The organism is Halorubrum ruber, from assembly GCF_018228765.1.
Classification (GTDB): domain Archaea; phylum Halobacteriota; class Halobacteria; order Halobacteriales; family Haloferacaceae; genus Halorubrum; species Halorubrum ruber.
In genome coordinates, this window is the sequence record NZ_CP073695.1 from 1,635,519 (window position 1) to 1,659,137 (window position 23,619).

General features: G+C 70.5%; 21 protein-coding genes. 14 read left to right on the top strand and 7 right to left on the bottom strand.

Annotation, left to right across the window (positions count from 1 at the left end; translation table 11 throughout):
• Positions 1 to 2: 2 nt before the first annotated feature.
• Positions 3 to 2,063: a peroxidase family protein gene (locus J7656_RS08175; RefSeq protein ID WP_017343363.1), complete on the bottom strand. Its 2,061-nt coding sequence runs from the start codon at positions 2,061 to 2,063 to the stop codon at positions 3 to 5.
• A 222-nt stretch (positions 2,064 to 2,285) separates the two neighbouring features.
• Between J7656_RS08175 and J7656_RS08180 the strand changes: the two genes are divergently transcribed.
• Positions 2,286 to 3,071, top strand: a complete 786-nt coding sequence (locus J7656_RS08180) for a PHP domain-containing protein (protein ID WP_211553020.1) — start codon at positions 2,286 to 2,288, stop codon at positions 3,069 to 3,071.
• Positions 3,072 to 3,733: 662 nt separating this feature from the next.
• Here the strand turns inward: J7656_RS08180 and J7656_RS08185 are convergent.
• Entirely contained in the window at positions 3,734 to 4,972 is a 1,239-nt protein-coding gene (locus J7656_RS08185; protein WP_017343361.1) for a mandelate racemase/muconate lactonizing enzyme family protein, read from the bottom strand.
• A 96-nt stretch (positions 4,973 to 5,068) separates the two neighbouring features.
• Between J7656_RS08185 and J7656_RS08190 the strand changes: the two genes are divergently transcribed.
• Positions 5,069 to 5,554, top strand: coding sequence for a TRAM domain-containing protein (locus tag J7656_RS08190; protein ID WP_017343360.1), 486 nt, complete (start codon positions 5,069 to 5,071; stop codon positions 5,552 to 5,554).
• A 25-nt stretch (positions 5,555 to 5,579) separates the two neighbouring features.
• Here the strand turns inward: J7656_RS08190 and J7656_RS08195 are convergent, their stop codons facing one another.
• Positions 5,580 to 6,698, bottom strand: a complete 1,119-nt coding sequence (locus J7656_RS08195; RefSeq protein WP_017343359.1) for a geranylgeranyl reductase family protein — start codon at positions 6,696 to 6,698, stop codon at positions 5,580 to 5,582.
• 96 nt (positions 6,699 to 6,794) lie between these two features.
• A complete protein-coding gene (locus J7656_RS08200) occupies positions 6,795 to 9,044 on the bottom strand; it encodes a thioredoxin domain-containing protein (protein ID WP_017343358.1) in 2,250 nt (749 codons plus the stop codon).
• 142 nt (positions 9,045 to 9,186) lie between these two features.
• Here J7656_RS08200 and purD point away from each other — a divergent pair, with 142 nt between their 5' ends.
• Positions 9,187 to 10,470 (top strand): phosphoribosylamine--glycine ligase, encoded by a 1,284-nt coding sequence (gene purD, locus J7656_RS08205; RefSeq protein WP_211553021.1) that lies wholly within the window; start codon positions 9,187 to 9,189, stop codon positions 10,468 to 10,470.
• Positions 10,471 to 10,576: 106 nt separating this feature from the next.
• A complete protein-coding gene (locus J7656_RS08210) occupies positions 10,577 to 11,158 on the top strand; it encodes an acyltransferase (RefSeq protein ID WP_017343356.1) in 582 nt (193 codons plus the stop codon).
• Here the strand turns inward: J7656_RS08210 and J7656_RS08215 are convergent.
• Positions 11,155 to 11,514, bottom strand: a complete 360-nt coding sequence (locus J7656_RS08215) for a DUF5798 family protein (RefSeq protein ID WP_017343355.1) — start codon at positions 11,512 to 11,514, stop codon at positions 11,155 to 11,157. The two genes, J7656_RS08210 and J7656_RS08215, sit on opposite strands and share 4 nt — an antisense overlap.
• Positions 11,515 to 11,662: 148 nt before the next feature.
• Between J7656_RS08215 and surE the strand changes: the two genes are divergently transcribed.
• Positions 11,663 to 12,457, top strand: a complete 795-nt coding sequence (surE, locus tag J7656_RS08220; protein WP_017343354.1) for a 5'/3'-nucleotidase SurE — start codon at positions 11,663 to 11,665, stop codon at positions 12,455 to 12,457.
• A gap of 39 nt (positions 12,458 to 12,496) precedes the next feature.
• Here surE and J7656_RS08225 read toward each other — a convergent pair whose 3' ends face one another.
• The gene (locus J7656_RS08225; protein WP_017343353.1) at positions 12,497 to 13,204 is read right to left on the bottom strand and encodes a nucleotide exchange factor GrpE; all 708 of its coding nucleotides are present in this window, start codon (positions 13,202 to 13,204) and stop codon (positions 12,497 to 12,499) included.
• A gap of 179 nt (positions 13,205 to 13,383) precedes the next feature.
• Between J7656_RS08225 and J7656_RS08230 the strand changes: the two genes are divergently transcribed.
• The 3 genes from J7656_RS08230 to J7656_RS08240 all read left to right on the top strand — a co-directional run bounded on the left by J7656_RS08230 (position 13,384) and on the right by J7656_RS08240 (position 15,360).
• On the top strand, positions 13,384 to 14,322 hold the full coding sequence (locus J7656_RS08230) for a DUF1028 domain-containing protein (protein WP_017343352.1): 939 nt from the start codon (positions 13,384 to 13,386) through the stop codon (positions 14,320 to 14,322).
• 129 nt (positions 14,323 to 14,451) lie between these two features.
• Positions 14,452 to 14,775 (top strand): BolA family protein, encoded by a 324-nt coding sequence (locus J7656_RS08235; protein WP_017343351.1) that lies wholly within the window; start codon positions 14,452 to 14,454, stop codon positions 14,773 to 14,775.
• A 57-nt stretch (positions 14,776 to 14,832) separates the two neighbouring features.
• Positions 14,833 to 15,360: a hypothetical protein gene (locus J7656_RS08240; RefSeq protein ID WP_017343350.1), complete on the top strand. Its 528-nt coding sequence runs from the start codon at positions 14,833 to 14,835 to the stop codon at positions 15,358 to 15,360.
• Positions 15,361 to 15,384: 24 nt separating this feature from the next.
• On the opposite strand, the gene J7656_RS08245 is transcribed toward J7656_RS08240, so the two are convergent.
• Positions 15,385 to 16,098, bottom strand: a complete 714-nt coding sequence (locus J7656_RS08245) for a hypothetical protein (protein WP_017343349.1) — start codon at positions 16,096 to 16,098, stop codon at positions 15,385 to 15,387.
• Between the two features lie 194 nt (positions 16,099 to 16,292).
• Between J7656_RS08245 and J7656_RS08250 the strand changes: the two genes are divergently transcribed.
• The 6 genes from J7656_RS08250 to J7656_RS08275 all read left to right on the top strand — a co-directional run bounded on the left by J7656_RS08250 (position 16,293) and on the right by J7656_RS08275 (position 23,603).
• Positions 16,293 to 17,702, top strand: a complete 1,410-nt coding sequence (locus J7656_RS08250; protein ID WP_017343348.1) for a class II fumarate hydratase — start codon at positions 16,293 to 16,295, stop codon at positions 17,700 to 17,702.
• Between the two features lie 108 nt (positions 17,703 to 17,810).
• A complete protein-coding gene (locus tag J7656_RS08255) occupies positions 17,811 to 18,317 on the top strand; it encodes an OsmC family protein (protein WP_211553022.1) in 507 nt (168 codons plus the stop codon).
• Positions 18,318 to 18,522: 205 nt separating this feature from the next.
• Positions 18,523 to 19,668 carry an ADP-forming succinate--CoA ligase subunit beta gene (sucC, locus tag J7656_RS08260; protein ID WP_017343346.1) on the top strand — a complete coding sequence of 382 codons (1,146 nt, stop codon included), beginning with the start codon at positions 18,523 to 18,525 and terminating at the stop codon, positions 19,666 to 19,668.
• A complete protein-coding gene (sucD, locus tag J7656_RS08265) occupies positions 19,665 to 20,534 on the top strand; it encodes a succinate--CoA ligase subunit alpha (protein WP_007344742.1) in 870 nt (289 codons plus the stop codon). Before sucC ends, sucD begins: the two co-directional genes overlap by 4 nt.
• A 98-nt stretch (positions 20,535 to 20,632) precedes the next feature.
• Positions 20,633 to 23,209: a hybrid sensor histidine kinase/response regulator gene (locus J7656_RS08270; protein ID WP_211553023.1), complete on the top strand. Its 2,577-nt coding sequence runs from the start codon at positions 20,633 to 20,635 to the stop codon at positions 23,207 to 23,209.
• Positions 23,210 to 23,282: 73 nt separating this feature from the next.
• Positions 23,283 to 23,603 (top strand): helix-turn-helix domain-containing protein, encoded by a 321-nt coding sequence (locus J7656_RS08275; protein ID WP_017343344.1) that lies wholly within the window; start codon positions 23,283 to 23,285, stop codon positions 23,601 to 23,603.
• Positions 23,604 to 23,619 lie beyond the last annotated feature (16 nt).

Consider the following 23,619-nt stretch of genomic DNA (forward strand, 5'->3'; position numbering starts at 1 on the left):
GGTCAGCCGACGTACCGTCGCCGCGTCGTCCGCTCGCCGCCGGGGCCGTACACGGTGACGACCTCCCCCTCGTCGTCGAGAGCCGGCGCACCGCGGCCGAGGTAGTGGTCGGTCGCGGTGTCCGTGCCCGATCCGACGTGAACGGTGAGGGTCTCGTCCGGGCCGAGCGTCGCGCCGGGGAGCTCGTCGCGCTGGCCGTCGAGATCGATGACGTAGCCGGTCAGGTCGATCGGGTCGTCCGCGGCGTTGCGCAGCGTCACCGACTCGTCAAGTGGGCCGCCCGACCCGTCGCCGACGCCGCTCCCCGGCCCGGCGTCGACGGCGTGGATCACGAGGCCGTCGGGGTTCGCCTCCGCCGCGAACTCGGTGATATCGGCGAGCGTGTACCTCTCGGTCGGGGTTGGCTGCGGGAGGCTCGGCTCCCAGTCGTCGGGCGCGGCGTTCGGGTACGCCGTCTCGTCGGCCTCGATCAGGCCGATCAGCGTCTCAGCGACGATCCGGCTGCCGACCGCGCCGAGGCGCTCGCCGTCCTGCTGGTGCTCGGCCTCCGCGAGCACGTAGTACCACAGCGGCGAGTCGGGGTCGGCGCCGCGGTCGTGCGCTCGCAGCGTCTTCATGATCGGCGAGTCCTCGCCGAACGCCTCGTTGCGGATCGGGTCGTACCCCATCCGCGCGGCGACGTCCTGGCCGGAGGGGATCCCGAGCGCCTTCGCGCGACGGAGGTTCCGGACGGCGAGCGAGGAGTCGCCGGAGATGGGCAGGTCGAACAGCGTCGGCGCGAGGAGCGGCTCCGTCTTCCGCGCCGGCTGGTAGTCGCCGTCGCCGGTGTCCAGCAGGCGTGACCAGTCGACGACGAGGTCGCTCGGGACGGGACGGCCGCCGCGGAGGTTCCGGCCGTCCCCGGCCCCGGTCGGAAACAGCGGCACCTCGCCGACCTCGTCGTTGACGTCGAACGCGTGCCGGATCATGCTGTGGCCGAAGCGGTAGGCGGCGCCACCGAACTCGACGGGAATCGCCGGCGTTCGCCCCGGCGGGACGAAGTGCTGTCGGCCGCGCTCCTCGATGTCGTCGAGGACGTATCGGTCGCAGATCCGCGGCAGGAAGTCGTGTCGCACGACCCACTGGTAGTGCCACCTGACGAGCCGCTGGGCCGCTTCGAGGACGGACTCGCCCCCTTCGACAAGGTCGGAGCCCGGGCCGCGCAGGTGGTCGACGACGCGGTTGTGGAAGTTGACGAACGCGAGCTGAAGCTGCGAGACGACGACGTTCTCGTCGTTGCGCGGGTCACCGATCAGCGCCACCCCCTGCTCGTTCCGCTGGAGGTCGGTCCCCGGGAGCCCCGAGAGGCCGCCGCCGTCCTCGGCGTCGGGCGCGGCCGCCTCGCCGGTGAGCAGCTTGCGCTCGTTCGTCTCGTGGTCGTAGAGGAACGGCGCCGCCTCGGCGTTCGTCCGGTACAGGGAGTCGAGGTCGAGCGCCGGCGTCCGGAAGTTCCGCAACGCGGCCGGGTCGTTCCGTCGGTCGATGTCCGAGGTCGGGTCGAACGTGACGTCGTGGTCGACGAACTGGCCGAAGATGCCGTAGCCGGCGGGCGTCTCGGCGTCGCCGACCGGGTCGTCCGGGGACTCCATCATCGGCGCGTCCGCCTCGCCGTCGGCGCCGCCGAGCGTCCGGAGCAGGTCCTCGTCGCGCTCGTACGGATCGAGCCCCGGGAACTGCGTGTGGAACCGGTGGCTCCTGACCGGCCCGGCGGCGGTACACGCCGCGTCGTTCATCCCCCGGTGTTCGGTCCCGCCGTGGATCGCGACGTTGTGCGCGTTCACCGTCAGGCGAAGCGCCGCCTCGTCTCCGTCCGGCCGGTCTCGCCGTCGGACCGACTCCTCGTCGCCCCCGCCGGCGGGGTTCCGAACCGTGAACGAGACGTCGTCCACGTCGACGCCGCCGTCCGCATCGAGGACGAACCCCCCGTCGTCGCCGGTCGTCCAGTAGCCGATCCGGTCCCCGTCGCCGCCCCGCCGCTCGCCGACCACGACCCGACCCGCCAGCGGCCGGTCGTCGCCGTCCACGACGCGACAGCGTATCTTGCCAGTAGTACCCATGGTATGATAAACCAATCATCAGCGAGAAAAAATTTTCTAAATGAACTTTCAACGAGTTTCGCGGATCATGTTGCTGGTTCGATCGCGGCGTGCCGGGGGTTCGATCGCGGCGTGGCGGGACTGGGTCTCGCGTGCGAACGCGTTCCGTGCGACCCGAACCTTCGAGTCGGACCGTGACGAACGGCCACCGTGTACGACTACCACGCCCACACGAACTACTCGGACGGGGCGTTCCTGCGCTGGATGGTCGACGCGGCCGCGGACGCCGGGCTCGACGGGATCGGGTTCGCCGACCACTGTAACGTGTCGCCGGAGCCGAGCGCGCGGCGCTACAAGCGCGCGCTGGGGTTCAACCTCGACATGACGTACGAGCGGCGCCGCGAGGCCATCGAGGCGGTCCGCGAGGACGCAGCGATCGACGTGTTCGACGCCGTCGAGATGGACTACGACCCCGCTCACGAAGCTGCGATCGCCGAGTTCCTCGATGATGCCGGCTTCGACTACGCGGTTGGGAGCGTCCACGACCTCGACGGCGCGAACGTCCACACGCGCTCGCACTTCGCCGACAAGTCGGAGGCGGAGCGGCGTGAACTGGTCGACCGCTACTTCGAGAAGCTGGTCGCCCTCGTCGAGTCGGAGCAGTTCGCGATCGCCGCGCACCCGGACCTGATCGAGCGCAACCCGCACCTCCGCGGCTTCGCGACCGAGGACCACTACGCCGCGGTCGCCAACGCGTTTCGAAGTTCGCGGACGGTCCCGGAGATCAACGCCGGACGCCTGCTCGACGACTACGGGGAGTTCCACCCGGCGCCCGCGTTCCTCGACCGCCTCGTCGACGCCGGCGTCGAGGTGACCGTCGGAACCGACAGCCACGAACCGGACGAGATCGCGCCCAGAACCCGGGAGATCGAAGCGGAGCTCGACCGGCGGGGGCTAGGAGCGGTTCGGCTCGATCAAGTGGCGAAGAAAGCCTGACGCGGACGATTGGTACTCATGCCCTCAGAAATTATCGATCATTCGGCTCGAACACTCGCAGTCCAAATTGGCTTCTGGATGTTCGTCGTTGCTGTGGCTGCGAGCGCTTTCGGATACGGAAACTCCGTCACGTTAGCCGGTCTTGCCTTCGGAGGTGCGATCTTGGCTAGCGCGGTCGTCTTGGAACTCACCGAAACCTATCGAGCGACAGACTAACCGCGCGAATTGATGGGTGTCTCTCCTGGCTGATCGATCACTCGTGAGGCCGTTTATAAGTGGAATCTCGGTGTTTCCGTCAGCTGTTTATAAACGGTTGAGGCTGCGGGGATGACGACCGCCAAAGCCCCAGTCGCGAGGCGGGCGCACGCTCGCTGCGCTCCTCGGTCGTTCGCTTCGCTCACTCCCTCCGGTGCTTACGTCGCCTGCGCCCGCCTCGCGACTGCCCCTTTGAGTCCCGCCCCGCACCGCGCCGCCCAGCACCTCAGGCCTCCCCAGCCTCGCGGTTCGCGCTCTGCGAGCGCTCACCGCGTCCCTCGCGGACTGGCTCGCGGCCGCCGGTGGCGGCCGCTCACAGGCGCGCCACCGCCTGTATTTTATAAGCTCTCGTCGAAGTCACTCACGGTTATTTTAATAAATCAGAGATTTCCGCGCTTGACTTCGCCTTACGCCTCGTCGAACAACGTCTCGCCCTCGACCATGTGCTCCTCGACGGCGTCCATGTCGAGGGTGAGGCCGAGGCCCGGCTCCTCCGGCACCTCGATGTAGCCGTCCTCGATGACGTCCTCCTCGACGAGGTCCTCCCACCAGCCGAGCTCGTAGGAGTGGTACTCGATCGCGAGCGAGTTCGGGATCGAGGTGCCGACGTGGGCCGCCGCCATCGTCGCGATCGGCGAGGCGACGTTGTGCATCGCGACCGGGACGTAGTACTGGTTCGCCACGTCCGCGATCTTGCGGGTCTCGCGCATGCCGCCGACCTTCGGCAGGTCGGGCGCGACGATGTCGACCGCCTGGTTCTCGATGAGGCGGCGCAGCTCGGTGACGCGGTAGCGGTTCTCACCGACCGTGATCGGCGTGGTCGTGTTCTTCGTGACCTCTTCCTGGACTTCGAGGTTCTCCGGCGGGACGGGGTCTTCGAGCCACCACACGTCGTACTCCTCGATGGCGTCCGCGAGGCGCTTCGCGGAGCCGCCCGAGAACGTCCAGTGGCAGTCGAAGGAGACGTCGGCCTTGTCCTTCACGCGCTCGGTGACCTTCTCGACGATCTCCGCCTTGTGGCGGATCTCGCCGGGGCGGAGATGGCGGTTCGCGCGGTCCTTCTCGAACCCGCTCGGCACGTCGAGGTCGAACTTCAGGGCGTCGTAGCCCAGCTCATCGACGACGCGCTCGGCCTCATCGGCGCAGGCCTCTGGGTCCGCCTCGTCCTCGGTGTGGCAGTCGCAGTAGACGCGCATCTTGTCCCGGTACTTCCCGCCGAGCAGCTGGTAGGCGGGCACGTCGAGGATCTTCCCGGCGAGGTCGTGGAGCGCGACCTCGATGCCGGAGATGGCCGTGACGGTGACGCCCTCGACGGAGCCCTCGCCGGACATCTTCTGGATCAGGTGCTCGTAGAGGCGGTCGATGTCGAGCGGGTTCTCGCCGACGACGAACGGCTTCATCCGCTCGATGAGTTCGGGCACGCCGGCGCCCCAGTACGCCTCGCCGGTGCCGACGACGCCCGCGTCGGTGTACACGCGGACGAGCGTCCACGGGAAGTTCCCGTCGACCATCGTCGTCTGCACGTCCGTGATCTCGACGTCGCGGCCGCCGCCGCGCGTCCCCGTGGTCCCCATCGTCTCGGCGGAGAGCTCTCGCATCGTGTACTCCGCATTCGGGTCGTGGAGTGACTCGTAGTTTCGGCTCATGCGCGGTGATTCCTTCGGGAGAGGGTAAATGTTTACCTTCGCACGCCGGGCGCCCGAACAGGTGGCTTTTCATCCCCGTGCGCGAAAGGAACGGGCATGGTCGAAATCACTGATTCTCTCGCGTGTCTGTACACGGGGCGGGTGGAGTCCCGCGGCGACGACTACGTCGTCACCGTTCCCGCCTCGGAGATCGAACACGGAAGCGTCGACGTCGGAGAGACGTATCGGATCGCCGTCTTAGACCGTGCCGAATCGGGTGACGAGGAGTCGGCGTCGAGCGCCGGAGACGACGCCGCGTCCGTTCCGGACGCGAGCGGTAGCTCGGGCGAGACCGCGTCCGACGACGGCCAGCGACCCACCTCCCGGGGTGCCGCCGGCGCCGTCCAGCCCGACCCGCCCGTCTCGGAGGGGGAGGTCCGCGACGTGACGATCGAGACGCTCGGCGACAAGGGCGACGGGATCGCGAAGATCGAGCGCGGCTACGTCGTCATCGTCCCGGACGCCGAACCCGGCGAGGAGCCGACCGTCGAGATCACGAGCGTCCGCGAGAACGTCTCGTTCGCGAACGTCGTCGAGGAGTAGCGACCGACCGGGGTCGCAGCGTTCCTCAGTCGCCGCGACTTTTCTGTTCCGGAGGGGCCCCCCGCGAGAACAGCGCCCGCAGGTTCGACGGCGAGAAGAACGAGGACGGCTCGTCCATGTGGACGCCGATCTCGCCCGACAGCGCCCGCAGTCCGACCCGCTGGACCGGTTCCGGGAGCGAGTAGCACCGCCGGATCGCCTTCCCGAGCCGGATCTCCGTGGCGAGCTCGTCGCGCCACCCGGACTCGTAGTCGGCGAGCGTCGCCGGGTCGCGCGGGTCGATCGCCGCCGCGGCAACGTCGGCCGCGCGCATCCCGTAGAGGATGCCGCCGCCGGTGAACGGCTTGGTCTGCGCGGCGGCGTCGCCGATCAGGAAGCCGCGGTCGCTCGTCGTCCGCGCCGGCGGGCCGACCGGAATCGCGCCCGAGCAGCGCCGGTCCGTCGTCGCGCCGTACGCGTCCGTGAGCCGGTCGAACATCCCCGACACGTCCTCGCTCGGCGGCGCCGCTAACCCGTACTCGACGCCCGCGTCGCCGCGGGGGATCCGCCACGCGAAGAACGTCGGCGCGGTGAGGTGGACGTCGACGTAGTCGCCCGCGTCCGGCTCCGGGTCGAACCCGAGGACCCCGTGGAGCAGCTCGTCCGGCTCCGGGAGGTCGAGCGCGCGGCGCACCCGCGAGGTCGGCCCGTCGCAGCCGGCGACCATCCGTGCCTCGACCCGCTCCACGTCGCCCGCGGGCGTCTTGACGTCGACGACGACCCGGTCGGATCGCTCCTCGACGCCGACGACGGTGTGGTCCTCTCGGACGTCGGCGCCGGCATCGCGCGCGCAGTCCGCGAGTGTCCGGTCGAGCCCGACGCGGTCGATCACGTTCGACACCGGCTCTCGCTTGTAGAACGGGTACGCCCGCGAGCCCGGACCCCCGACGTGGAAGCGAGCGCCGTACACGAGGTTCTGGAGGAGTTCGTCGCGGGCGCCGTCGGGGACGTACTCCCACACGTCGTCGGAGACGTGCCCGGAGCAGGCGAGCGGCTCGCCGACCGACCCCTTCTCGAAGGCGACGACGTCGTGCCCGGCCTCGGCCGCGCGCCGCGCGAACCGGGAGCCCGGCGGCCCCGCGCCCACGACGACGAAATCGTACATGGAGGGTGGGAGGTGACGGGGATATATAATTACGGCGTGGCTAACCCGTCGCCCCCGGTGGACCTCGGGATGTTCCGATCCGAGGCGCCGCCGTCGCTACGTCGACGACTCCCGCGTCTCCAGCCACTCCAGCGCCGCGTCGAGGTCGGTCCGCGGCGGCGAGCAGGTGAACCCCTCGCAGACGTACGCGGTCGGCTCGCCGTCGGTCGCGCCGCGGTCCGCCCAGATCGGCGGGGCCTCGGTCATCCCGAGGTCGTCGAGCCACTCGTCGAGCCCGGCTTCCGTGGCCGGGCGCGGGGCGACCAGCGCGCCCGGCAGGTACCGCTCGCCGAGCGTGTCCCGCCACTCGTCCGGTACCTCGTCGGCCGCGATCGTCACCTCGATGCCGCCGGTCTCGACGACGTCCGCGGCCCGCACGAGCGAGGCGTGTTCCAGCGGGCTCCCGCGGACCCGGTCGGCGTGCGTGCGAACGACGCGCCGGGCGATCTCGCGCAACTCCCCGTCTGTCCGGAAGCCGTCGAGGAGCGCGAGCGTCTCGGCCGCGACCCCGAGGCTCGACGGGGTCGACCGGTCGGTGAACTCCTGCGGTCGCGCGATGAGGGGGCCGGTGTCGGCGCCCCCGGCGCTCTCGCCGCCTTCCGCGGCCCCCTCGCTGTCGAGGTCGCGGGTGAAGTAGATCGTCCCGTCGTCGACGTCGTGGAACTCGTCGACGAGGTCCTCGGCCAGGTCGAGAGCGAACCCGAGCGGCTCCGGATCTCCTGTCGCGGCGTAGACATCGAGTGCGCCGCGCGCGAGGAACGCGTAGTCGTCGAGGTACCCCGGCCCGCGCACGTCGCCGTCGAGCCAGCGACGAGCAAGTGCGCCGGTCTCCGCGTCGGCGTCGTAGAGCCGCTCGCGGCAGAAGTCGAGCGCCTCGCGGGCGATGTCGGCGTACTCTTCGCCGAGGGCGTCTCCCGCCCGCGCGAACGCGGAGATGGCTCGCCCGTTCCACGAGGCCAGCACCTTCTCGTCGCGGGCGGGCCGGGGCCGCGTCTCCCGGGCGTCGAACAGCGCAGTTCGGGCCTCGGTCAGGATCTCTCGGACTTCCTCGGGCGACAGGTCGCGGTCCGCGGCCAGTTCCTCGACCGACGCGGCTATCGTCGGCACGGTCGTGCCGCGCTCGAAGTTGCCGCCGGACCGGATCCCGTACCGCTCCTTCGCGAGCGACGCCGCCGGCTCGTCGAGGACGGCGTCGACCTCCTCGGGGGTCCAGACGTAGAAGGCGCCCTCGACGTCCTCGTCGTCGTCGGCGTCGCCCTTATCGTCGCCTCGCCGGCTCTCGGGCGGCCGGCTCCGCGCGTCGAGGGTGCTGAAGAACGCGCCGTCGTCGTGGCGCAGTTCGCGGTCGAGGAACGCGAGCGACTCGCTTGCGACCCGGGCGTAGGCGGGGTCGCCCGCGAGCCGGTAGCCGTCAAGGTAGGCCATCGGTAGCTCGGCGTTGTCGTACAGCATCTTCTCGAAGTGGGGGACCGTCCACTCGCGGTCGACCGCATAGCGGTGGAACCCGCCGCCGATCTGGTCGTACATCCCGCCGTTAGCCATTCCGTCCAGCGTCCCCGTCGCGGCCGACAGGAGCGCGTCGCGGCCGCGACCGGCGTACGCACGCATGAGGAGGTCGATCCGGCCGGGCATCGGGAACTTCGCGCCGCCGCTCCCGAAGCCGCCGTACTCCTCGTCGTAGCCGCGGAGCGCGGCCGCGGCGGCCGTGTCGAGCAGGTCCTCGCTGGACGGTGAGTCGGTCCCCTCTCCATCTAAGTCCTCCGCGTCCGGCGTCGGCACCGACTCCAGTTCGTCGCGCGCGCTCTCGGCCCACTGGTCGGCGCGCCGCTTCATCTCCTCGCGCTGCTCGGGGTCGCTCCAGGAGTCGGCGATTCGCTCGCAGAGCCCGCGGAATCCGGGGTGGTTCTGCTGCGGCTCGGGCGGGAAGTAGGTCCCGACGTAGAACGGCTTCCCCTCGGGCGTACACCACGCCGAGAGCGGCCACCCGCCGCCGCCGGTGACCAGCTGGCAGACGGTCATGAACGTGCTGTCGACGTCCGGGCGCTCCTCGCGGTCGACCTTGATCGGGACGAACGACTCGTTCACGACGCTCGCGACCGACTCGTCCTCGAAGCTCTCCTCAGCCATGACGTGACACCAGTGACACGAGGAGTAGCCGATGGAGACGAACACCGGCACGTCGTGTTCGCGCGCTCGCTCGAACGCCTCGTCGCCCCACGGCTGCCAGTTGACGGGGTTGTCCGCGTGCTGTTGGAGGTAGGGACTCGCCTCCCCGTCGAGGCGGTTCCGCTCGGTCGGCTGTGACATACGCCCGATTCGGCCCGGCGGGGCAAAAGGCGTCCGGGCCGGGACGAGCGCCGGCGCTCGATCCCGAATATAGCCACGATTATGTACATCTCGGACCGAACAGAGGGTAAGGTTTACACTACCGTGCGGGAATCCGTCGGACATGACGGAGACCGTACTCTTAGTGGGGGGCGGCGGGCGCGAACACGCGATCGCCCGCGCCGTGGCGGACGACTGCGCGCTGTACGCCTGCGCGAGCGTCCGGAACCCGGGGATCCGACGACTCGCCGAGGGGTTCGAGGAGATCGACGAGACCGACGCCGAGGCCGTGGCCGACTACGCGACCGACGTGGGCGCCGACCTCGCGGTCATCGGCCCCGAATCGGCGCTGGAGGCCGGGGTCGCGGACGCGCTCGACGACGCCGGCGTCTACGCGTTCGGCCCGCGGGCCGAGGAGGCGCGCTTGGAGACGGACAAGGCGTACCAGCGCGAGTTCATGGAGGAGCACGCGATTCCGGGCTGTCCCGACTACGCGGTGTTCGACGACATGGCGGCGGCCTGCGAGTACATCGACGAGTACGACGGCGACCTCGCGGTCAAGCCCGCCGGCCTCACCGGCGGCAAGGGCGTGAAGGTGATCGGCGATCAGGTGACCGCGGAAGAGGCGAAGGCGTACCTCCGCGACTCCGACTACGACCGCGTCGTCCTCGAAGAGCGGCTCGTCGGCGAGGAGTTCACGATCCAGGCGTTCGTCGCGAACGGCGACGTGCGGACGACGCCCGCGGTCCAGGACCACAAGCGCGCCTACGAGGGCGACGAGGGGCCGAACACCGGCGGGATGGGGTCGTACTCCGACACGGGCCGCTCGCTGCCGTTCATGCGCGAGGGCGACTACGAGGCCGCCGTCGACGTGCTGGAGGCGGTCGTCGACGCGCTCCCCGACTACAAGGGCGTCCTCTACGGCCAGTTCATGCTCACCGACGAGGGGCCGAAGGTCGTCGAGTTCAACGCGCGATTCGGCGACCCGGAGGCGATGAACACGCTGCCCGTTCTCGACACGCCGTTCGTCGACGTGCTCGCCGCGGCCCGCGACGGCGAGCCGCTCCCCGAGCTCTCCTTCTCGGGCGAGGCGACCGTCTGTAAGTACACGGTGCCGGACGGCTACCCGACCGACCCGGACGCGGGCGCCGAGATCGCGGTCGACGAGGAGAGCGCGGGCGACGCGCTCCTCTACTACGCGAGCGTCGACGAGCGCGACGGCCGCCTGTACACGACCACGTCGCGCGCGTTCGCCGTCGTCGGCCGCGGCGACTCCATCGCGGCGGCCGAGGAACAGGCCGAGGACGCGCTGGCGGCCGCGGGCGACCGCGTCCGCATCCGCCACGACATCGGGAAGGCGGACCTCGTTCAGCGCCGGATCGATCACATGGACGAACTCCGGAGCTGAGGCCGCGGGTCCCCCGGGCCGCGGCCGCCCCGAGCCGTCGCCGTTGCGTCCCGAACCGTCGCGGCCGGGAGCGACCCTTTTATTCTCGCCGTCCGAACGGCGTGACGTGAGAGACGACGACGCGGCCGGAACGCGTGACGAAGCCGATTCGGACCCGACGCGCGACGACGCGGACCCCGCCCGCAGCGACCGCCTCGATCGATTCCCGACGCCGGGCGTGCGCAACTCGCTGTGGTCGTGGCCCGACGCGAAGTCGCCGCTCGCGGTCGTCCGCAACTACGTCGTGATCGTCCTCGCGCGGATCTGTCCGAGCCTCCGGCTGAAGAACTGGCTGCTGCGTCGGATCGGCGTCACGGTCGGAGCCGGCGTCGCGTGGGGACTGGAGTCGACGCCGGACGTGTTCTGGCCGGAGCGGATCACCGTCGAGGACGACGCGATAATCGGGTACGACGCAACGTTGCTCTGCCACGAGTTCCTCCGCGAGGAGTACCGCCTCGGCGACGTGGTCGTCGAGGAGGGAGCGATGATCGGCGCGGGGGCGGTCGTCCTCCCCGGCGTCACGATCGGCGAGGGGGCACGCGTCGCCGCGAACTCGCTCGTCGCGGAGGACGTGCCGCCGGGCGCGACCGTCGCCGGCGTGCCGGCCGAGGTCGTCTCACAGGCCGAGTCGGCCCCGAGCGACGATTAAGCGGCGTCCTCGTCGCTCGCGTCGGGGTCCGCGCTCGCGGCCGAATCGTCGTCCGCGTCGGCGGCGGCGTCCGAATCGCCCTCGGCGCCCTCGGCGGCCGCCGATTCCTCGGCGTCCGTGATGTGCGCCTCGGTGCTCACGCGCTCTAAGTCGACGCCGACCTCTTCGGCGACCGCGTCGAGGACGGCCCGCTGTTCGGCCATCTCGTTTTCGAGCGTCTTCACGCGCTCGGAGGTGTCTATCACCGTCTCCTGCGTCTCGTCGACCTCGTCGCGCAGCTCGCTGATCTTCTTGTAGGTGCGCTCCGCGCGGTCGGCGAGCGTCTGGATCTTCTTGGCGGTGTCCCCGAATCCCATACCGACGCGTCGGCCCGGCGATACGTGTGCTTTTCCGTTCGGTTCGGCGTCGACGGCCGCCTCGGTGCGGGCGCGTCTCCGGCCGCTTCGGTGCCGTCGGGCCGCCGACCGACGGTGGACTTTTGGCCGACTCGCCCGTGATACGGGTATGAGCGCCGACCGGATCCTGTTGACCAACGACGACGGCGTCGACGCCGCGGGGCTCCGCGCGCTGTACGAGGCGCTCGCCGACGAGTACGCGGTGACCGTCGTCGCGCCGGCCGACGACCAGTCCTCGGTCGGCCGCCGCCTCTCCGAGGACGTCGCGGTCGACGACCACGAGCTGGGGTACGTAGTAGACGGCACTCCCGTGGACTGCGTCGTCGCGGGGCTCGACGAACTCGTCACGGACGCCGACGCGGTCATCGCCGGCTGCAACGAGGGGGCGAACCTCGGCGCCTACACGCTCGGCCGGTCGGGGACCGTCTCCGCGGCGGTCGAGGCGGCGTTCTTCGGCGTGCCCGCGGTGGCGACCTCGATGTACGTGCCCGGCGGCGACGACTGGTGGAAACGGGAGTTCGAGCCCAAAGACTTCGCGCACGCGGTCCGCGCGACGCGGTTCCTCCTCGACGAGGCGGCCGACGCCGGCGTGTTCGACCGCGCGGACTACCTCAACGTCAACGCGCCCATCGCGGACGCGGACCGCGCGCCGCTCCGGGTCACGACGCCCTCGACGTGGTACGGGATGCGCGCGGAACAGAACGGCGACGGTCGCGTGGGCTTTTCGGACCCGATCTGGGGCCGCATGAACGAGGGCAACGTGCCCGATCCCGTGGGGACCGACCGCCGCGCCGTCGTCGACGGCGAGGTGTCGGTCTCGCCGCTGTCTGTGCCGCACGCCGCCGAACCGAACGCGGGGCTCGACGAGCTGGTAGACGCCTACGAGGCGGCGATTCGGTCGTGAACGGGACCCGCGCCGATCGGTCTCGGGAGAGCCGTCGCGCTACTCCCCGCCGCCGGTGCTGACGGTCACCTTCGCCTCGCTCAGCACGCGGTCGCCCATCTCGTAGCCGGGCTCGTACACCTCGTGGATCGTCCCCTCCGGGCGGTCGCTGTCGACGCGGAGCATCACCTGGTGGCGCGCGGGGTCGACCTCCTCGCCCGGCTCGGGGTCGATCGCTTCGACGCCCTCCTCGGCGAGCACGTCGTCGAACTTCTCTAACGTCGACTCGACGCCGGGCCGAAGGTCGCTCCCCTCGTCCTGGTCGAGCGCGCGTAAGAGGTCGTTTCGGACAGGGGTGAGCCGCTCGACGAGCGCCTCGGAGGCGCGCTCGCGGATGTCCTCCTGCTTCCGCTTCGCGCGCTCCTTGTAGTTGCTGAAGTCCGCCTTCACGCGGGCGAGCTTGCTCGTCAGCTCCTCGACCTCCTCGTCGCGCTCGCGGAGCGCCTCGCGGGTCTCGGCGAGGTCCGCCTCCAGCGCCGCGACCTCCCGCGCGAGCGCCTCGTCGTGTTCGGCGACGGCCGCGGCGATCGCCTCGCCGTCGCGGCGGGCGTCGGAGGCGTCTCTGCTCGGCTCCCCGTCGGCCGATTCGTTGCCGGCCGACTCGCCCGCCGCTCCCTCGGCGGCCGCCTCCGCCGTGCCGTTCGCTCTCGCCGCGTCGCCCTCGGCGTCGTCGGGGGACTCGACATCGACGGCGTCGTCGTCGCTCATACCCGATCGAAGTCGGTCGTCGGGGATAAGCGTTCAGAACCGCGCCGCGGCGACCCCGACTGCGACGCGGCGATCGGCCGGCGTCCCGCCGGCGGCGCCGTGGTCTCGACTGACTCCCCTTCGTCCGGTTGCCGCGAGACGGGCGGATTTAAGCTCGCGGCGCCCACGACATGTCCCGCATGCCACCTCGACCCTCGACGTTCTCGATCGCCGCGCGCGACCCGGAGACGGGCGCGGTCGGCGTCGCCGTCCAGTCGAAGTTCGTCGCCGTCGGCGCCGTGGTCCCGTTCGTGAGCGCCGACGCGGGCGCGGTGGCCACGCAGAGCTTCGCGAACGTCGCCTACGGCCCCGACGGCCTCGATCTGCTCCGCGAGGGCCATGCGCCCGCCGAGGCGATCGATCGGCTCACGGCCGCCGACGAGGAGGCGCCCTCGCGTCAAGTCGGCGTCGTTGACGTCGACACCGACGAGGAGCCCGCGGCGTTCACCGGCGACGAGTGCCACGACCACGCCGGCGACAGGCAGGGGGATCACTACACGGTCCAGGGCAACATCTTGGAGAACGCCGACACCCTCGACACGATGGCGGAGGCCTTCGAGGAGACGGACGGCGGCCTCCCGGAGCGGCTGATCGCGGCGCTCCACGCGGGCAACGAGGCGGGCGGCGACAAGCGCGGCGAGCAGTCCGCGGCGCTGTACGTCGCCAAGCCCGAGGGGGGCTACGACGGCAAGAACGACCGCTGGGTCGACGTGCGCGTCGACGACCACGAGCGGCCGATCGACGAGCTGGAGCGCGTGTTCAAGATCTACGACGTGACCCTCCTCGAACGCGAGGCGCCCGACGAGACCCGAGAGCTGACCGGCGAGAGCGCGGTCGGCGTCCAGTCCGCGCTCGTCGACCTCGGCTTCTACGACGGCGAGCCGACCGCCGAGTTCGGCGACGATGCCCGCGACGCCCTCGAGTCGTTCCGCGGCATGAACAACTTCGAGAACCACTCGCTCGCGGTGCTGGAAGACGCCATCGCGCGAGGGTGGGACGAGACCGCCTCCGACGACGACCCCGAGTCGCGGCTGGTCGACGCGATCTGGCACGGGCTCTCTCGACTCGACCGGGCGTAACGCCCGCGCTCTCGTCGCGGTCCCGGTCCGAGCCGCGCCCGCGCTCTCGCCGCGGTCCCGGTCCGAACCGCGCCGATCCGGACCGCCCCGGGCCGGTCGACTTTTGCCCCTCCGCGACCGAGCGGGCCCATGACAATCGCACCCGACGAGGTCGCAGACCTCATCGAGGAGAACCTCCCCGACGCGGTCGCCCGCGTGACCGCGCCCCGGATCCACGACGACGAGGACGAGGACGCTCACTTCGCGGCCGTCGTCGTCTCGCCCGCCTTCGAGGGCGAGTCGCTCGTCGACCAGCACCAGTTAGTGTACGACGCGGTCGGCGACCACATGACGCGCTCGGTCCACGCCTTAGAGATCAAGACGTACACTCCCGAGGCGTACGCGGAACACGGTGACGGGAGCCTCGACGCAGACCTCCGCGAGGCGGGACTGCTCCCGGTCGACGAGGCCTGACCGCTCGACCGGTCGCACCCTCCGCGGACCCCCACCAACACTCCACCCTCCACACCGATGCGATCCGAACTCGTCCGCGCCGCGCGCGGGGTCCTCGCCGCGGTCTCGCTGCTGGCGTTCGTCGCGCTCTTTCTCGCCATCGAAGCGCGTGTCACGTCCCCGGCCGTCCTCGGCGGGCTCGCCGCGCTCGGGACCGCGACGCTGTTGGCTTCGGCGGGCCGCTCCGGAGCCCGTCAGTTGCTCGGGCGTGACGAGCCGCCCCTCGCGAACGACGAAGAGACGACCACCGAAAGCGACGCGTGGCTCGGCGAGGCGGCCGACGAGACTCCGTGGACCGACCGCTCCGACCGCGCCCGCGGTGACTCCGAACCCGACTGGCCGCTCGCGCGGCTCGAACCCGCGCTCGACGACGCGTGGAACCGGTGGTCGGACGCCGCGCTGACGGTCGGGCTAGCCGCGCTGGGGTTCGGCGCGCTCGTCGTCCTCGCCACCTACCCGGGCGACGATCCCCCGCTCGGACTGCTGATGCTGGTCGCGTTCGGGCTCAACGGGGCGCTCGTAACGCTCCCGTTCGTTTTTAAATAAGGCGCCGCAGAATCGGAATTCCGATCAGCCGTCCTCGTCCCTCTCGGCCGCGATCGTCTCGTCGGAGTCGTCCCCGCCGTCGTCGCCGGCGCCGTCGTTGTCTGCGGCGCCGTCGTCGCCGGCGCCGTCGTCATTTGCGGCGTCGTCGTCGCCGGCACCGTCGTTGTCTGCGGCGCCGTCGTCGCCGGCGCCGTCGCCATTTGCGGCGCCGTCGTCGCCCGCGACGCGGTCGGCGACCAGTTCGGCGAGCGGGTCGACCGTGACGGTCAGGCGGGCGACGAGGAACACGACGGGGACGAGCGCGACGAACAGGAAGGCGGCGTCGTACGCCCACGCGGCGCCGTTCAACACGGGTACCGCGAGGCCGGCGAGCCCGCGGTACGCGACGAGGACGGCGCCGAAGACGACGAGCCAGTGGACCACGCCGCCCGCGTTCTCGACGATCCGGTCCGGGCGAGCGTCCCCGTCAGCGTCGCCCCCGCCGAGCGCCAGCCGCGTCAACAGCGCGAACTTCGGGGCGGCGTACAGGAGGATGCCCGCCACCGCGAGCGCGACGACGGCCGTCGCGACCGCGGCGAACGTCACCGGGGCGAAGGGGACGAGCCGGTCGATCCCCGGTAGCAGCGTGACGACCGCGAGGACGCCCACCACCGCCAGCGCGCCGATCAGGAGTTTGCTCGTCGACCGGACCGTGTCGCGGTCGAGCGCAGTTCCGATCGCGGAGTCGTTCGAGCTCATGTGCGCCCGGCCGTTGCCGACGGAGCGATATATAAGGGCGAAGCGTTTGCGCCGATTTTCGGCCGTTTTGTCTCGATTTATCGCGTCGTCCCGTCACTGTCGCATGCTACCAATTGATGCGGTACCAGATCGCATATTCCCGCGCGCTGGCGCCTTCCAGTACCTTTTACAGCGTCTCGCGGGAAGGTCGGCGCATGGGTGACGACTACCGCACGGAGGAGGACAGCCTCGGCGAGATGCAGGTGCCGGCGGACGCCTACTGGGGCGCACAGACCCAGCGCGCCGTCGAGAACTTCCCCGTCTCGGGGATCCCGATGAGCCGGCGGTTCATCCGCGCGCTCGGCGTCGTGAAGAAGGCCGCCGCGCAGGCGAACCGCGATCTGGACCTCGTCGACGAGGACACCGCCGACGCCATCGTCGCCGCCGCCGACGAGGTGATCGCGGGCGAGCACGACGACCAGTTCCCGGTCGACGTGTTCCAGACCGGCTCCGGCACCTCCTCGAACATGAACGCCAACGAGGTGATCGCCAACCGCGCCGCCGAGATCGCGGGCGCGGAGATCGGCGACCGCGTCGTCCACCCGAACGACCACGTCAACTACGGCCAGTCGTCGAACGATGTGATCCCGACGGCGATGCACGTCGCCGCGCTGGAGGCGGTCGAGAAGGATCTCGTGCCGGCCTTAGAGACACTCCACGCCGAGCTCGAGGCCAAGGAGACCGAGTTCGACGGCGTCGTCAAGACCGGCCGGACGCACCTCCAAGACGCCACCCCGATCCGACTCGGCCAGGAGTTCAGCGGGTACCGCACGCAGGTCGCGAAGGGGATCGAGCGCGCCGAGGGCGTCCAGTCGAACCTCCGCGAGCTCGCCCTCGGCGGCACCGCGGTCGGGACCGGGCTCAACACCCATCCCGAGTTCCCGGAGCTCGCCGCGGAGTACATCTCCGACGAGACCGGCACCGAGTTCCGCGAGGCGGAGAACCACTTCGAGGCGCAGGCCGCCCACGACGCGATGGCGGAGGGCCACGGCGCGCTCAAGACGATCGCCGGCAGCCTCAACAAGATAGCCAACGACCTGCGGCTGCTCGCCTCCGGTCCCCGGAACGGCCTCGGCGAGGTCGAACAGCCGGAGAACCAGCCCGGCTCCTCGATCATGCCCGGAAAGATCAACCCGGTCGTCGCCGAGTCGGTCAACCAGGTCCACAAGCAGGTCGTCGGCAACGACGCCGCCGTCTCGGCGGGCGCCGCCCGCGGCGAGATCGACCTGAACCTTTATAAGCCAGTCATCGCGCACAACTTCCTTGAGTCCGCCCAGCTGCTCTCGAACGTCGCCGCGACGTTCGGCGAGCGCTTCGTCGGGAAGTTAGAGGCCAACGAGGAGCACTGCGAGACGCGCGTCGAGCAGTCGATGGCGCTCGCGACCGCGCTGAACCCCGCGATCGGCTACGACAAGGCGAGCAAGGTCGCGAAGACGGCCCTGAAGGAGGACAAGAGTGTCCGCGAGGCCGCCGTCGAGGCCGGCTACCTCACCGAGGAGGAGGCCGACGAGGTGCTCGACCCCGAGGCGATGACCCACCGCGTCATCCTGGGCGACGAGGACTGAGACGACGCGGGCGAGGCGCCCGGGACTGACGCCCTCGGGACCGACGCGCGCTCGACCGTCGACCGAAGCCAGCAGAACGTTTTTTGCGAGAGCGTGTGAGTGCCGGACATGGCTGAGAGTGACTTACAGGCCGAGCAGGAGCCGCTGAAAAAGGAGTACGAGGAGAACCCCGAGGCGGCGCAGATCACGCTGTCCGCGACCGGCGAGGAGCAGGGCGACGCCCGGTCGTGTAGCGTCGACATCGGCCGGGCGATCTACGAGGCCGAGCTCCACGAGGGTGCCGGCGGCCCCGGCGGGGGCGCCTGCTCGGGCGACCTCCTCCTCGGCGCGCTGGCCGCCTGCTCCCAGCTGACCGCGCAGGCCGTCGCCGAGAGCTTCGGCGTCGACGCCGACATCGAGGTCGAGGCCAGCGGCGACCTCGATCTCCGCGGGACGATGGGCGTCGACGACGAGGCGTCGGTCGGGTTCGAGGACCTCCGGCTCGACGTCAGCGTCGACGGCGACGTCGACGAGGACACCCGCGCGGCGCTTCAAAAGTACACCGAGAAGTACTGCGTCGTCTACCAGACGCTGGCGGACCCACCGGACGTCGAGACGAGCTGGACGTTCGACTGACGGCGGCGACGCGTTCGGCGTCGCGGGCGGGTCAGCGCGCTTGGCGTCGGGCGGACAGGCCGCAGCGCTCGGTGTCGGACGGACAGGCCGCAGCGCTCCGCGTCGCGGACGGACCGCAGCGATCGTCGCCACGATGATCCCGCGGCCGCGGCGTTCGCGCCGAATCGGAACCATTTAAGCCGACGTCGGTACCGATCCCACACGGATGAAACTTCACGAATATCAAGCGAAGTCTCTCTTCGCGGACGCCGGGATCCCGGTTCCGGACTCCCGGCTCGCGACGAGCGTCGACGAGGCCCTCGACGCCGTCGACGAGATCGGCTACCCGGCCGCGATCAAGGCGCAGGTCCACGTGGGCGGCCGCGGCAAGGCCGGCGGGATCAAGATCGCGACCGACCGCGAGGAGGCCGAGGGGTACGCCGAGGAGATCCTCGGGATGGACCTGAAGGGGTACACCGTCGACCAGGTCCTCGTCGAGGCGGGCGTCGACTTCGTCGACGAGCTGTACGTCGGCGTCACGATGGACCGCGGCGAGGGGAAGCCGGTCCTGATGGTGTCGACCGAGGGCGGCGTGAACATCGAGGAGGTCGCCGAGGAGAACCCCGACGCGATCGCGCGCGAGCACGTCGACCCCGCGTTCGGGCTCCACCCGTACCAGGCCCGCAAGGTCGTCTACGAGGCCGGTGTCGACGCCGACGTCGCGCTCGACGTGGCCTCGATCCTCTCGACGCTGTACGACCTCTACGAGGAGAACGACGCCTCCGAGATCGAGGTCAACCCCGTCATGATCACGGGCGACCGCGACGTGGTCGCCGCGGACGCCGTGATGAACATCGACGAGGACGCGCTGTTCCGCCAGCCCGACCTCGCCGAGATGGCCCAGGAGTCCTACGAGGACGACCTCGAACGCAAGGCCGGCGAGTACGGCTTCGACTACGTCCGCCTCTCCGGGAACGTCGGCATCATCGGCAACGGCGCCGGCCTCGTGATGACGACGCTGGACTTGGTCGACTACTACGGCGGCGCGCCCGCCAACTTCCTCGACATCGGCGGCGGCGCGAAGGCCGAGCGCGTCACGCAGGCGCTCGACATGGTGTTCTCCGACGACAACGTCGACGCCGTCGTGTTCAACATCTTCGGCGGGATCACCCGCGGCGACGAGGTCGCCAAGGGGATCAACGAGGCCTTAGAGGGGTTCGACGAGATTCCCAAGAAGGTCGTCGTCCGGCTCGCTGGCACGAACGCCGAGGAGGGGATGGAGATTCTGAACACCGACCTCGTGGAGGTCGAGAAGACGCTGGAGGACGCGGTCCAGCGCGCGGTGAAGAACGCGGATGAGGTGACCCAATGAGCATTTTCGTCGACGACGACACCAGAGTGGTGGTCCAGGGGATCACCGGCGGGGAGGGGAAGTTCCACGCCGGCCAGATGATCGAGTACGGCACCAACGTCGTCGCCGGCGCGGTGCCCGGCAAGGGCGGCCAAGAGGTCCACGGCGTCCCCGTCTACGACACCGTCGACGAGGCCGTCGAGGCGGAGGACGCGGACGCCTCCGTCATCTTCGTGCCGCCGGCGTTCGCCGCCGACGCGATCTTCGAGTCGCTCGACACGGACCTCGACCTCGCGGTCGCGATCACCGAGGGGATCCCGACGCAGGACATGGCGAAGGTGAACAAGCGGCTGAGCGAGACCGACACCCGCCTCATCGGTCCGAACTGTCCCGGGATCATCACCCCCGGCGAGGCGAAGCTCGGCATCCTCCCCGGTAACATCTTCTCCGAGGGGAACGTCGGGCTCGTCTCCCGCTCCGGCACGCTCACCTACCAGGTCGTCGACAACCTCACCGAGCGCGGGCTCGGCCAGTCGACCGCCATCGGCATCGGTGGCGACCCGATCATCGGTACCTCCTTCGTCGACGCCTTAGAGGCCTTCGAGGCCGACACCGACACCGACGCCGTCGTGATGTGCGGCGAGATCGGCGGGGAGGACGAAGAGCAGGCCGCGAAGTTCATCGGCGAGCACATGGACACGCCGGTCGCCGGCTTCATCGCCGGCCGCACGGCGCCGCCGGGAAAGCGCATGGGCCACGCGGGCGCCATCGTCTCCGGCTCCGGCACGGGCACGGCGCAGTCGAAGATCGACGCGCTCAACGACGCGGGCGTCCCCGTCGGCGACACCCCCGAGGAGGTCGCCGACCACGTCGAAGACTTCTTGTAGGCGCTCGCACATCGCCGTTCTCCGGCGGCGAGCCCGATTTTCAGTCCCGGTATCCGAAGCGAAAACTAAAATTACTGGTAGGGAAACACACACACAGCATGAGTCCCGCCCCCGACGACCCGCCGCCCGACCCCGGTGCGGATGCGAACGACTCGTCGGGACCGCCCGGCGACGGCGGCGCGAGCCGCGTCCTGTTCGTCGACGACGAGCCCGGGGCGGCCGACCTCGCCGCGACTCACGTCGAGCGGCTCGTGGACGGGATCGAGACGGTGACGCGGCTGTCGCCGGACGAGGCGCTGGACGTAGTCCGCGAGGGGCGCGTCGACTGCGTCGTCAGCGACTTCGACATGCCGGGGGCGGACGGGCTCGAACTGCTGGAGTCGATCCGCGACATCGACCCGGGGCTCCCCTTCGTGCTGTTCACGGGGAAGGGGAGCGAGGAAATCGCGAGCGACGCGATCTCCGCGGGCGTCACCGACTACCTCCAGAAGGGGGCGGGCCGGGACCGCTACGAGATGCTCGCCAACAGCGTCGCGAACGCGCTCGGCCGCCGCCGGGCCGAGCGCGACCTCCGCGAGGTGAACGCGAAGGTCACGGCGATCCACGAGTTTGCGACGGCGCTGGCGTCCGTGACCGAGGTTTCGACGGTGTTCGAGCGCACGGTCGACGCGGCCGAGGAGATCCTTGAGTTCGACCGCTGCGTCACCGCCCGCCGGCACGGCGACCGGGTCGTCCCCGCCGTACTCTCCGAGAGCGTCACCGATGACGAGGTCCGGACGTTCGAGGTCGGCGAGGGCGTCGTCGGGACCACGGTCGCGGAGGAGGAGACGATGGTGGTCGACAACCTCAGCGTCGACCCCGCGGACCCGGACGAGTTAGAGGACCCCTCCTCCCCGGGTCGGCCGACCGCCGGGGCCGACCGGCGGGAGGGGTCCGAGGTGGCGGACCCGGTCGCCGACGACATCCGGTCGGCGATCAGCGTTCCGATCGGCTCGCACGGCGTGTTGCAGGCCGTCTCCAACGGCTACGCCGCGTTCGACGAGCGCGACGTGGAGTTCGCTGAACTGATCGCCTCGCACGCCGCGAACGCGATCGAGCGGATCGAGACGGAGGCCGAGCTCCGGCGGGAGCGCGACCGGCTGACGGCGCTGTTCCACGACCTCCCGCTCCCGGCGGTGCGTACCGTCGCGCTCGGGGAGAGCGAGCGCCGCCTCGACGCCGCGAACGACGCGTTCGAGCGGACGTTCGGCTACGGCGCAGACAGCGGGTACGAGGAGGTCCGCGAGGCGATTATCCCGGACGACGCCAACCGACTCGACCCGGAGTCGGTACTCGAACGCGACGAGCCCTCCCGGCTCGAAGTGCGTCGTCGGACCACGGACGGGTTGCGAGACTTCATCCTCCACGTGATCCCGGTCATGGAGCCTGACGAGACCGTCATCTACAGCGTCTACGCGGACATCGGCGAACAGAAGCGCGTCGAGCGCACGCTCCGGCGGCTCCACGCGACGACCCGCGAGATGTTCGGCGGCGAGGACCGCGAGGGGGTCGCGGCGGTGGCCGCCCGGGCGGCGATCGACATCCTCGAGTTCCCAAGCAGCGGCGTCAGGCTGTACGATCCCGAGGCGAACGTCCTCCGCCCGACGGCGATAAGCGCGGAGGCGACCGAGGCGCTCGGCGAACGACCGGCGTTCGGCCCCGGCGACGGGCGCATCTGGGACGCGTTCGACGACGGCGAGCCGATCGTGGTCGACGACCTCGACGCTGTCGACAGCCCGGTCGGGTACGGCGACCACCGGAGCCTCCTCGTTGTTCCCCTCGGCGAGCACGGCGTGATGCCGCTCGGGTCGCGCGAGCCGGGCTTCTTCGACGACACGGACCTCCAGCTGGCCCGCGTCCTCGCCGCCAACGTCACGGTCGCGCTTGACCACGCCGAGCGGACCGAGCAGCTCCGCGACCGCGACGCCGCGCTCCAGCGGGAGATCGACCGGCTGGAGAAGTTCGCGGGGTTCGTCTCCCACGACCTCCGAAACCCGCTCAACGTCGCCGCCGGGCGGACCGACCTGGCCCGGTCGCTGACGGACGACGCCGCCGTCATCGAAGAGCTCGACCGGGTCGAGGACGCGCACGACCGGATGACGCAGCTGATCGACGACCTCCTCGCGCTGGCGCGGCAGGGGCGGACCGTCGACGAGATCGAGTCCGTCCCGCTGGACGAGGCCGCCGAGCGCGCGTGGCGCACCGTCGACACCGACGACGCGACGCTCGACGTCTCCGAGGCGACGGCCGCGATCGAGGCGGACCCAGAGCGGCTCCGCACGTTGTTCGAGAACCTGTTCACAAATAGTGTGGAACACGGTTCCACGAACGGTCGGTCGGACCCTGACGGCAGCGTCGAGCACAGCTCGGACACCGACGCCGAACGCGACACCGACGCCGCAGACCTCACCGTCTCCGTCGGGTCGCTCCCGGACGGGTTCTACGTCGCCGACGACGGGGTCGGCTTCGACATCGACCCGGAGGAGGCGACGGAGTACGGCCGTTCGAGCGCGCCGAACGGGACGGGGTTCGGCCTCGCGATCGTGCGCGAGATCGCGGCCGCGCACGGCTGGGAGCTGTCGATCGACGGCGACGACGGCGCTCGGTTCGAGTTCCGAGACCAAACAACTATATAAAAACCCGGTTGGCGTGCGCACCGGGCGCACAGGCGGGCCACGGTTATGCGCGATTCGCCCCTGTACGTTACGTATGGACGAAGGCACCCGCGAGCTGCTCGAACCGCTCCCGCCGAGCGCCAAGCTGGTCTACTACGTGCTTGACGCCGAGGGCCGGTTCGACCAGACCGGCCTCGCCGAGGAGACCCGCCTCTCGACGCGCACCGTCCGGTTCGCGGTCGAGAAGCTCACTGAGGTCGGACTCGTCGAGGAGGGGCTCTGCCCCCGCGACGCTCGCCGGTCCGTCTATCAGGCGGTCCCGCCTGCGGAGCGCGACGCGGTCGACGAGCCGGAGGCGGCCGCCGAGTCCGCCTCCGAGGCCGACGCGCCGGCCGCCGCGGTCGCCGAGGACTGAGCCCCGCAGCCCGCCG

Excerpts from the sequence above, each read along its gene's own strand:
- J7656_RS08185 (WP_017343361.1), bottom strand. The coding sequence starts at position 4,972 with ATGAGCCGAAACTACGAGTCACTCCACGACCCGAATGCGGAGTACACG.
- J7656_RS08275 (WP_017343344.1), top strand. The coding sequence starts at position 23,283 with ATGGACGAAGGCACCCGCGAGCTGCTCGAACCGCTCCCGCCGAGCGCC.
- J7656_RS08230 (WP_017343352.1), top strand. The coding sequence starts at position 13,384 with ATGCCACCTCGACCCTCGACGTTCTCGATCGCCGCGCGCGACCCGGAG.
- J7656_RS08250 (WP_017343348.1), top strand. The coding sequence starts at position 16,293 with ATGGGTGACGACTACCGCACGGAGGAGGACAGCCTCGGCGAGATGCAG.
- sucC (WP_017343346.1), top strand. The coding sequence starts at position 18,523 with ATGAAACTTCACGAATATCAAGCGAAGTCTCTCTTCGCGGACGCCGGG.
- J7656_RS08195 (WP_017343359.1), bottom strand. The coding sequence starts at position 6,698 with ATGTACGATTTCGTCGTCGTGGGCGCGGGGCCGCCGGGCTCCCGGTTC.
- J7656_RS08215 (WP_017343355.1), bottom strand. The coding sequence starts at position 11,514 with ATGGGATTCGGGGACACCGCCAAGAAGATCCAGACGCTCGCCGACCGC.
- J7656_RS08270 (WP_211553023.1), top strand. The coding sequence starts at position 20,633 with ATGAGTCCCGCCCCCGACGACCCGCCGCCCGACCCCGGTGCGGATGCG.
- sucD (WP_007344742.1), top strand. The coding sequence starts at position 19,665 with ATGAGCATTTTCGTCGACGACGACACCAGAGTGGTGGTCCAGGGGATC.
- J7656_RS08200 (WP_017343358.1), bottom strand. The coding sequence starts at position 9,044 with ATGTCACAGCCGACCGAGCGGAACCGCCTCGACGGGGAGGCGAGTCCC.
- J7656_RS08255 (WP_211553022.1), top strand. The coding sequence starts at position 17,811 with ATGGCTGAGAGTGACTTACAGGCCGAGCAGGAGCCGCTGAAAAAGGAG.
- purD (WP_211553021.1), top strand. The coding sequence starts at position 9,187 with ATGACGGAGACCGTACTCTTAGTGGGGGGCGGCGGGCGCGAACACGCG.
- surE (WP_017343354.1), top strand. The coding sequence starts at position 11,663 with ATGAGCGCCGACCGGATCCTGTTGACCAACGACGACGGCGTCGACGCC.
- J7656_RS08235 (WP_017343351.1), top strand. The coding sequence starts at position 14,452 with ATGACAATCGCACCCGACGAGGTCGCAGACCTCATCGAGGAGAACCTC.
- J7656_RS08190 (WP_017343360.1), top strand. The coding sequence starts at position 5,069 with ATGGTCGAAATCACTGATTCTCTCGCGTGTCTGTACACGGGGCGGGTG.
- J7656_RS08240 (WP_017343350.1), top strand. The coding sequence starts at position 14,833 with ATGCGATCCGAACTCGTCCGCGCCGCGCGCGGGGTCCTCGCCGCGGTC.
- J7656_RS08225 (WP_017343353.1), bottom strand. The coding sequence starts at position 13,204 with ATGAGCGACGACGACGCCGTCGATGTCGAGTCCCCCGACGACGCCGAG.
- J7656_RS08245 (WP_017343349.1), bottom strand. The coding sequence starts at position 16,098 with ATGAGCTCGAACGACTCCGCGATCGGAACTGCGCTCGACCGCGACACG.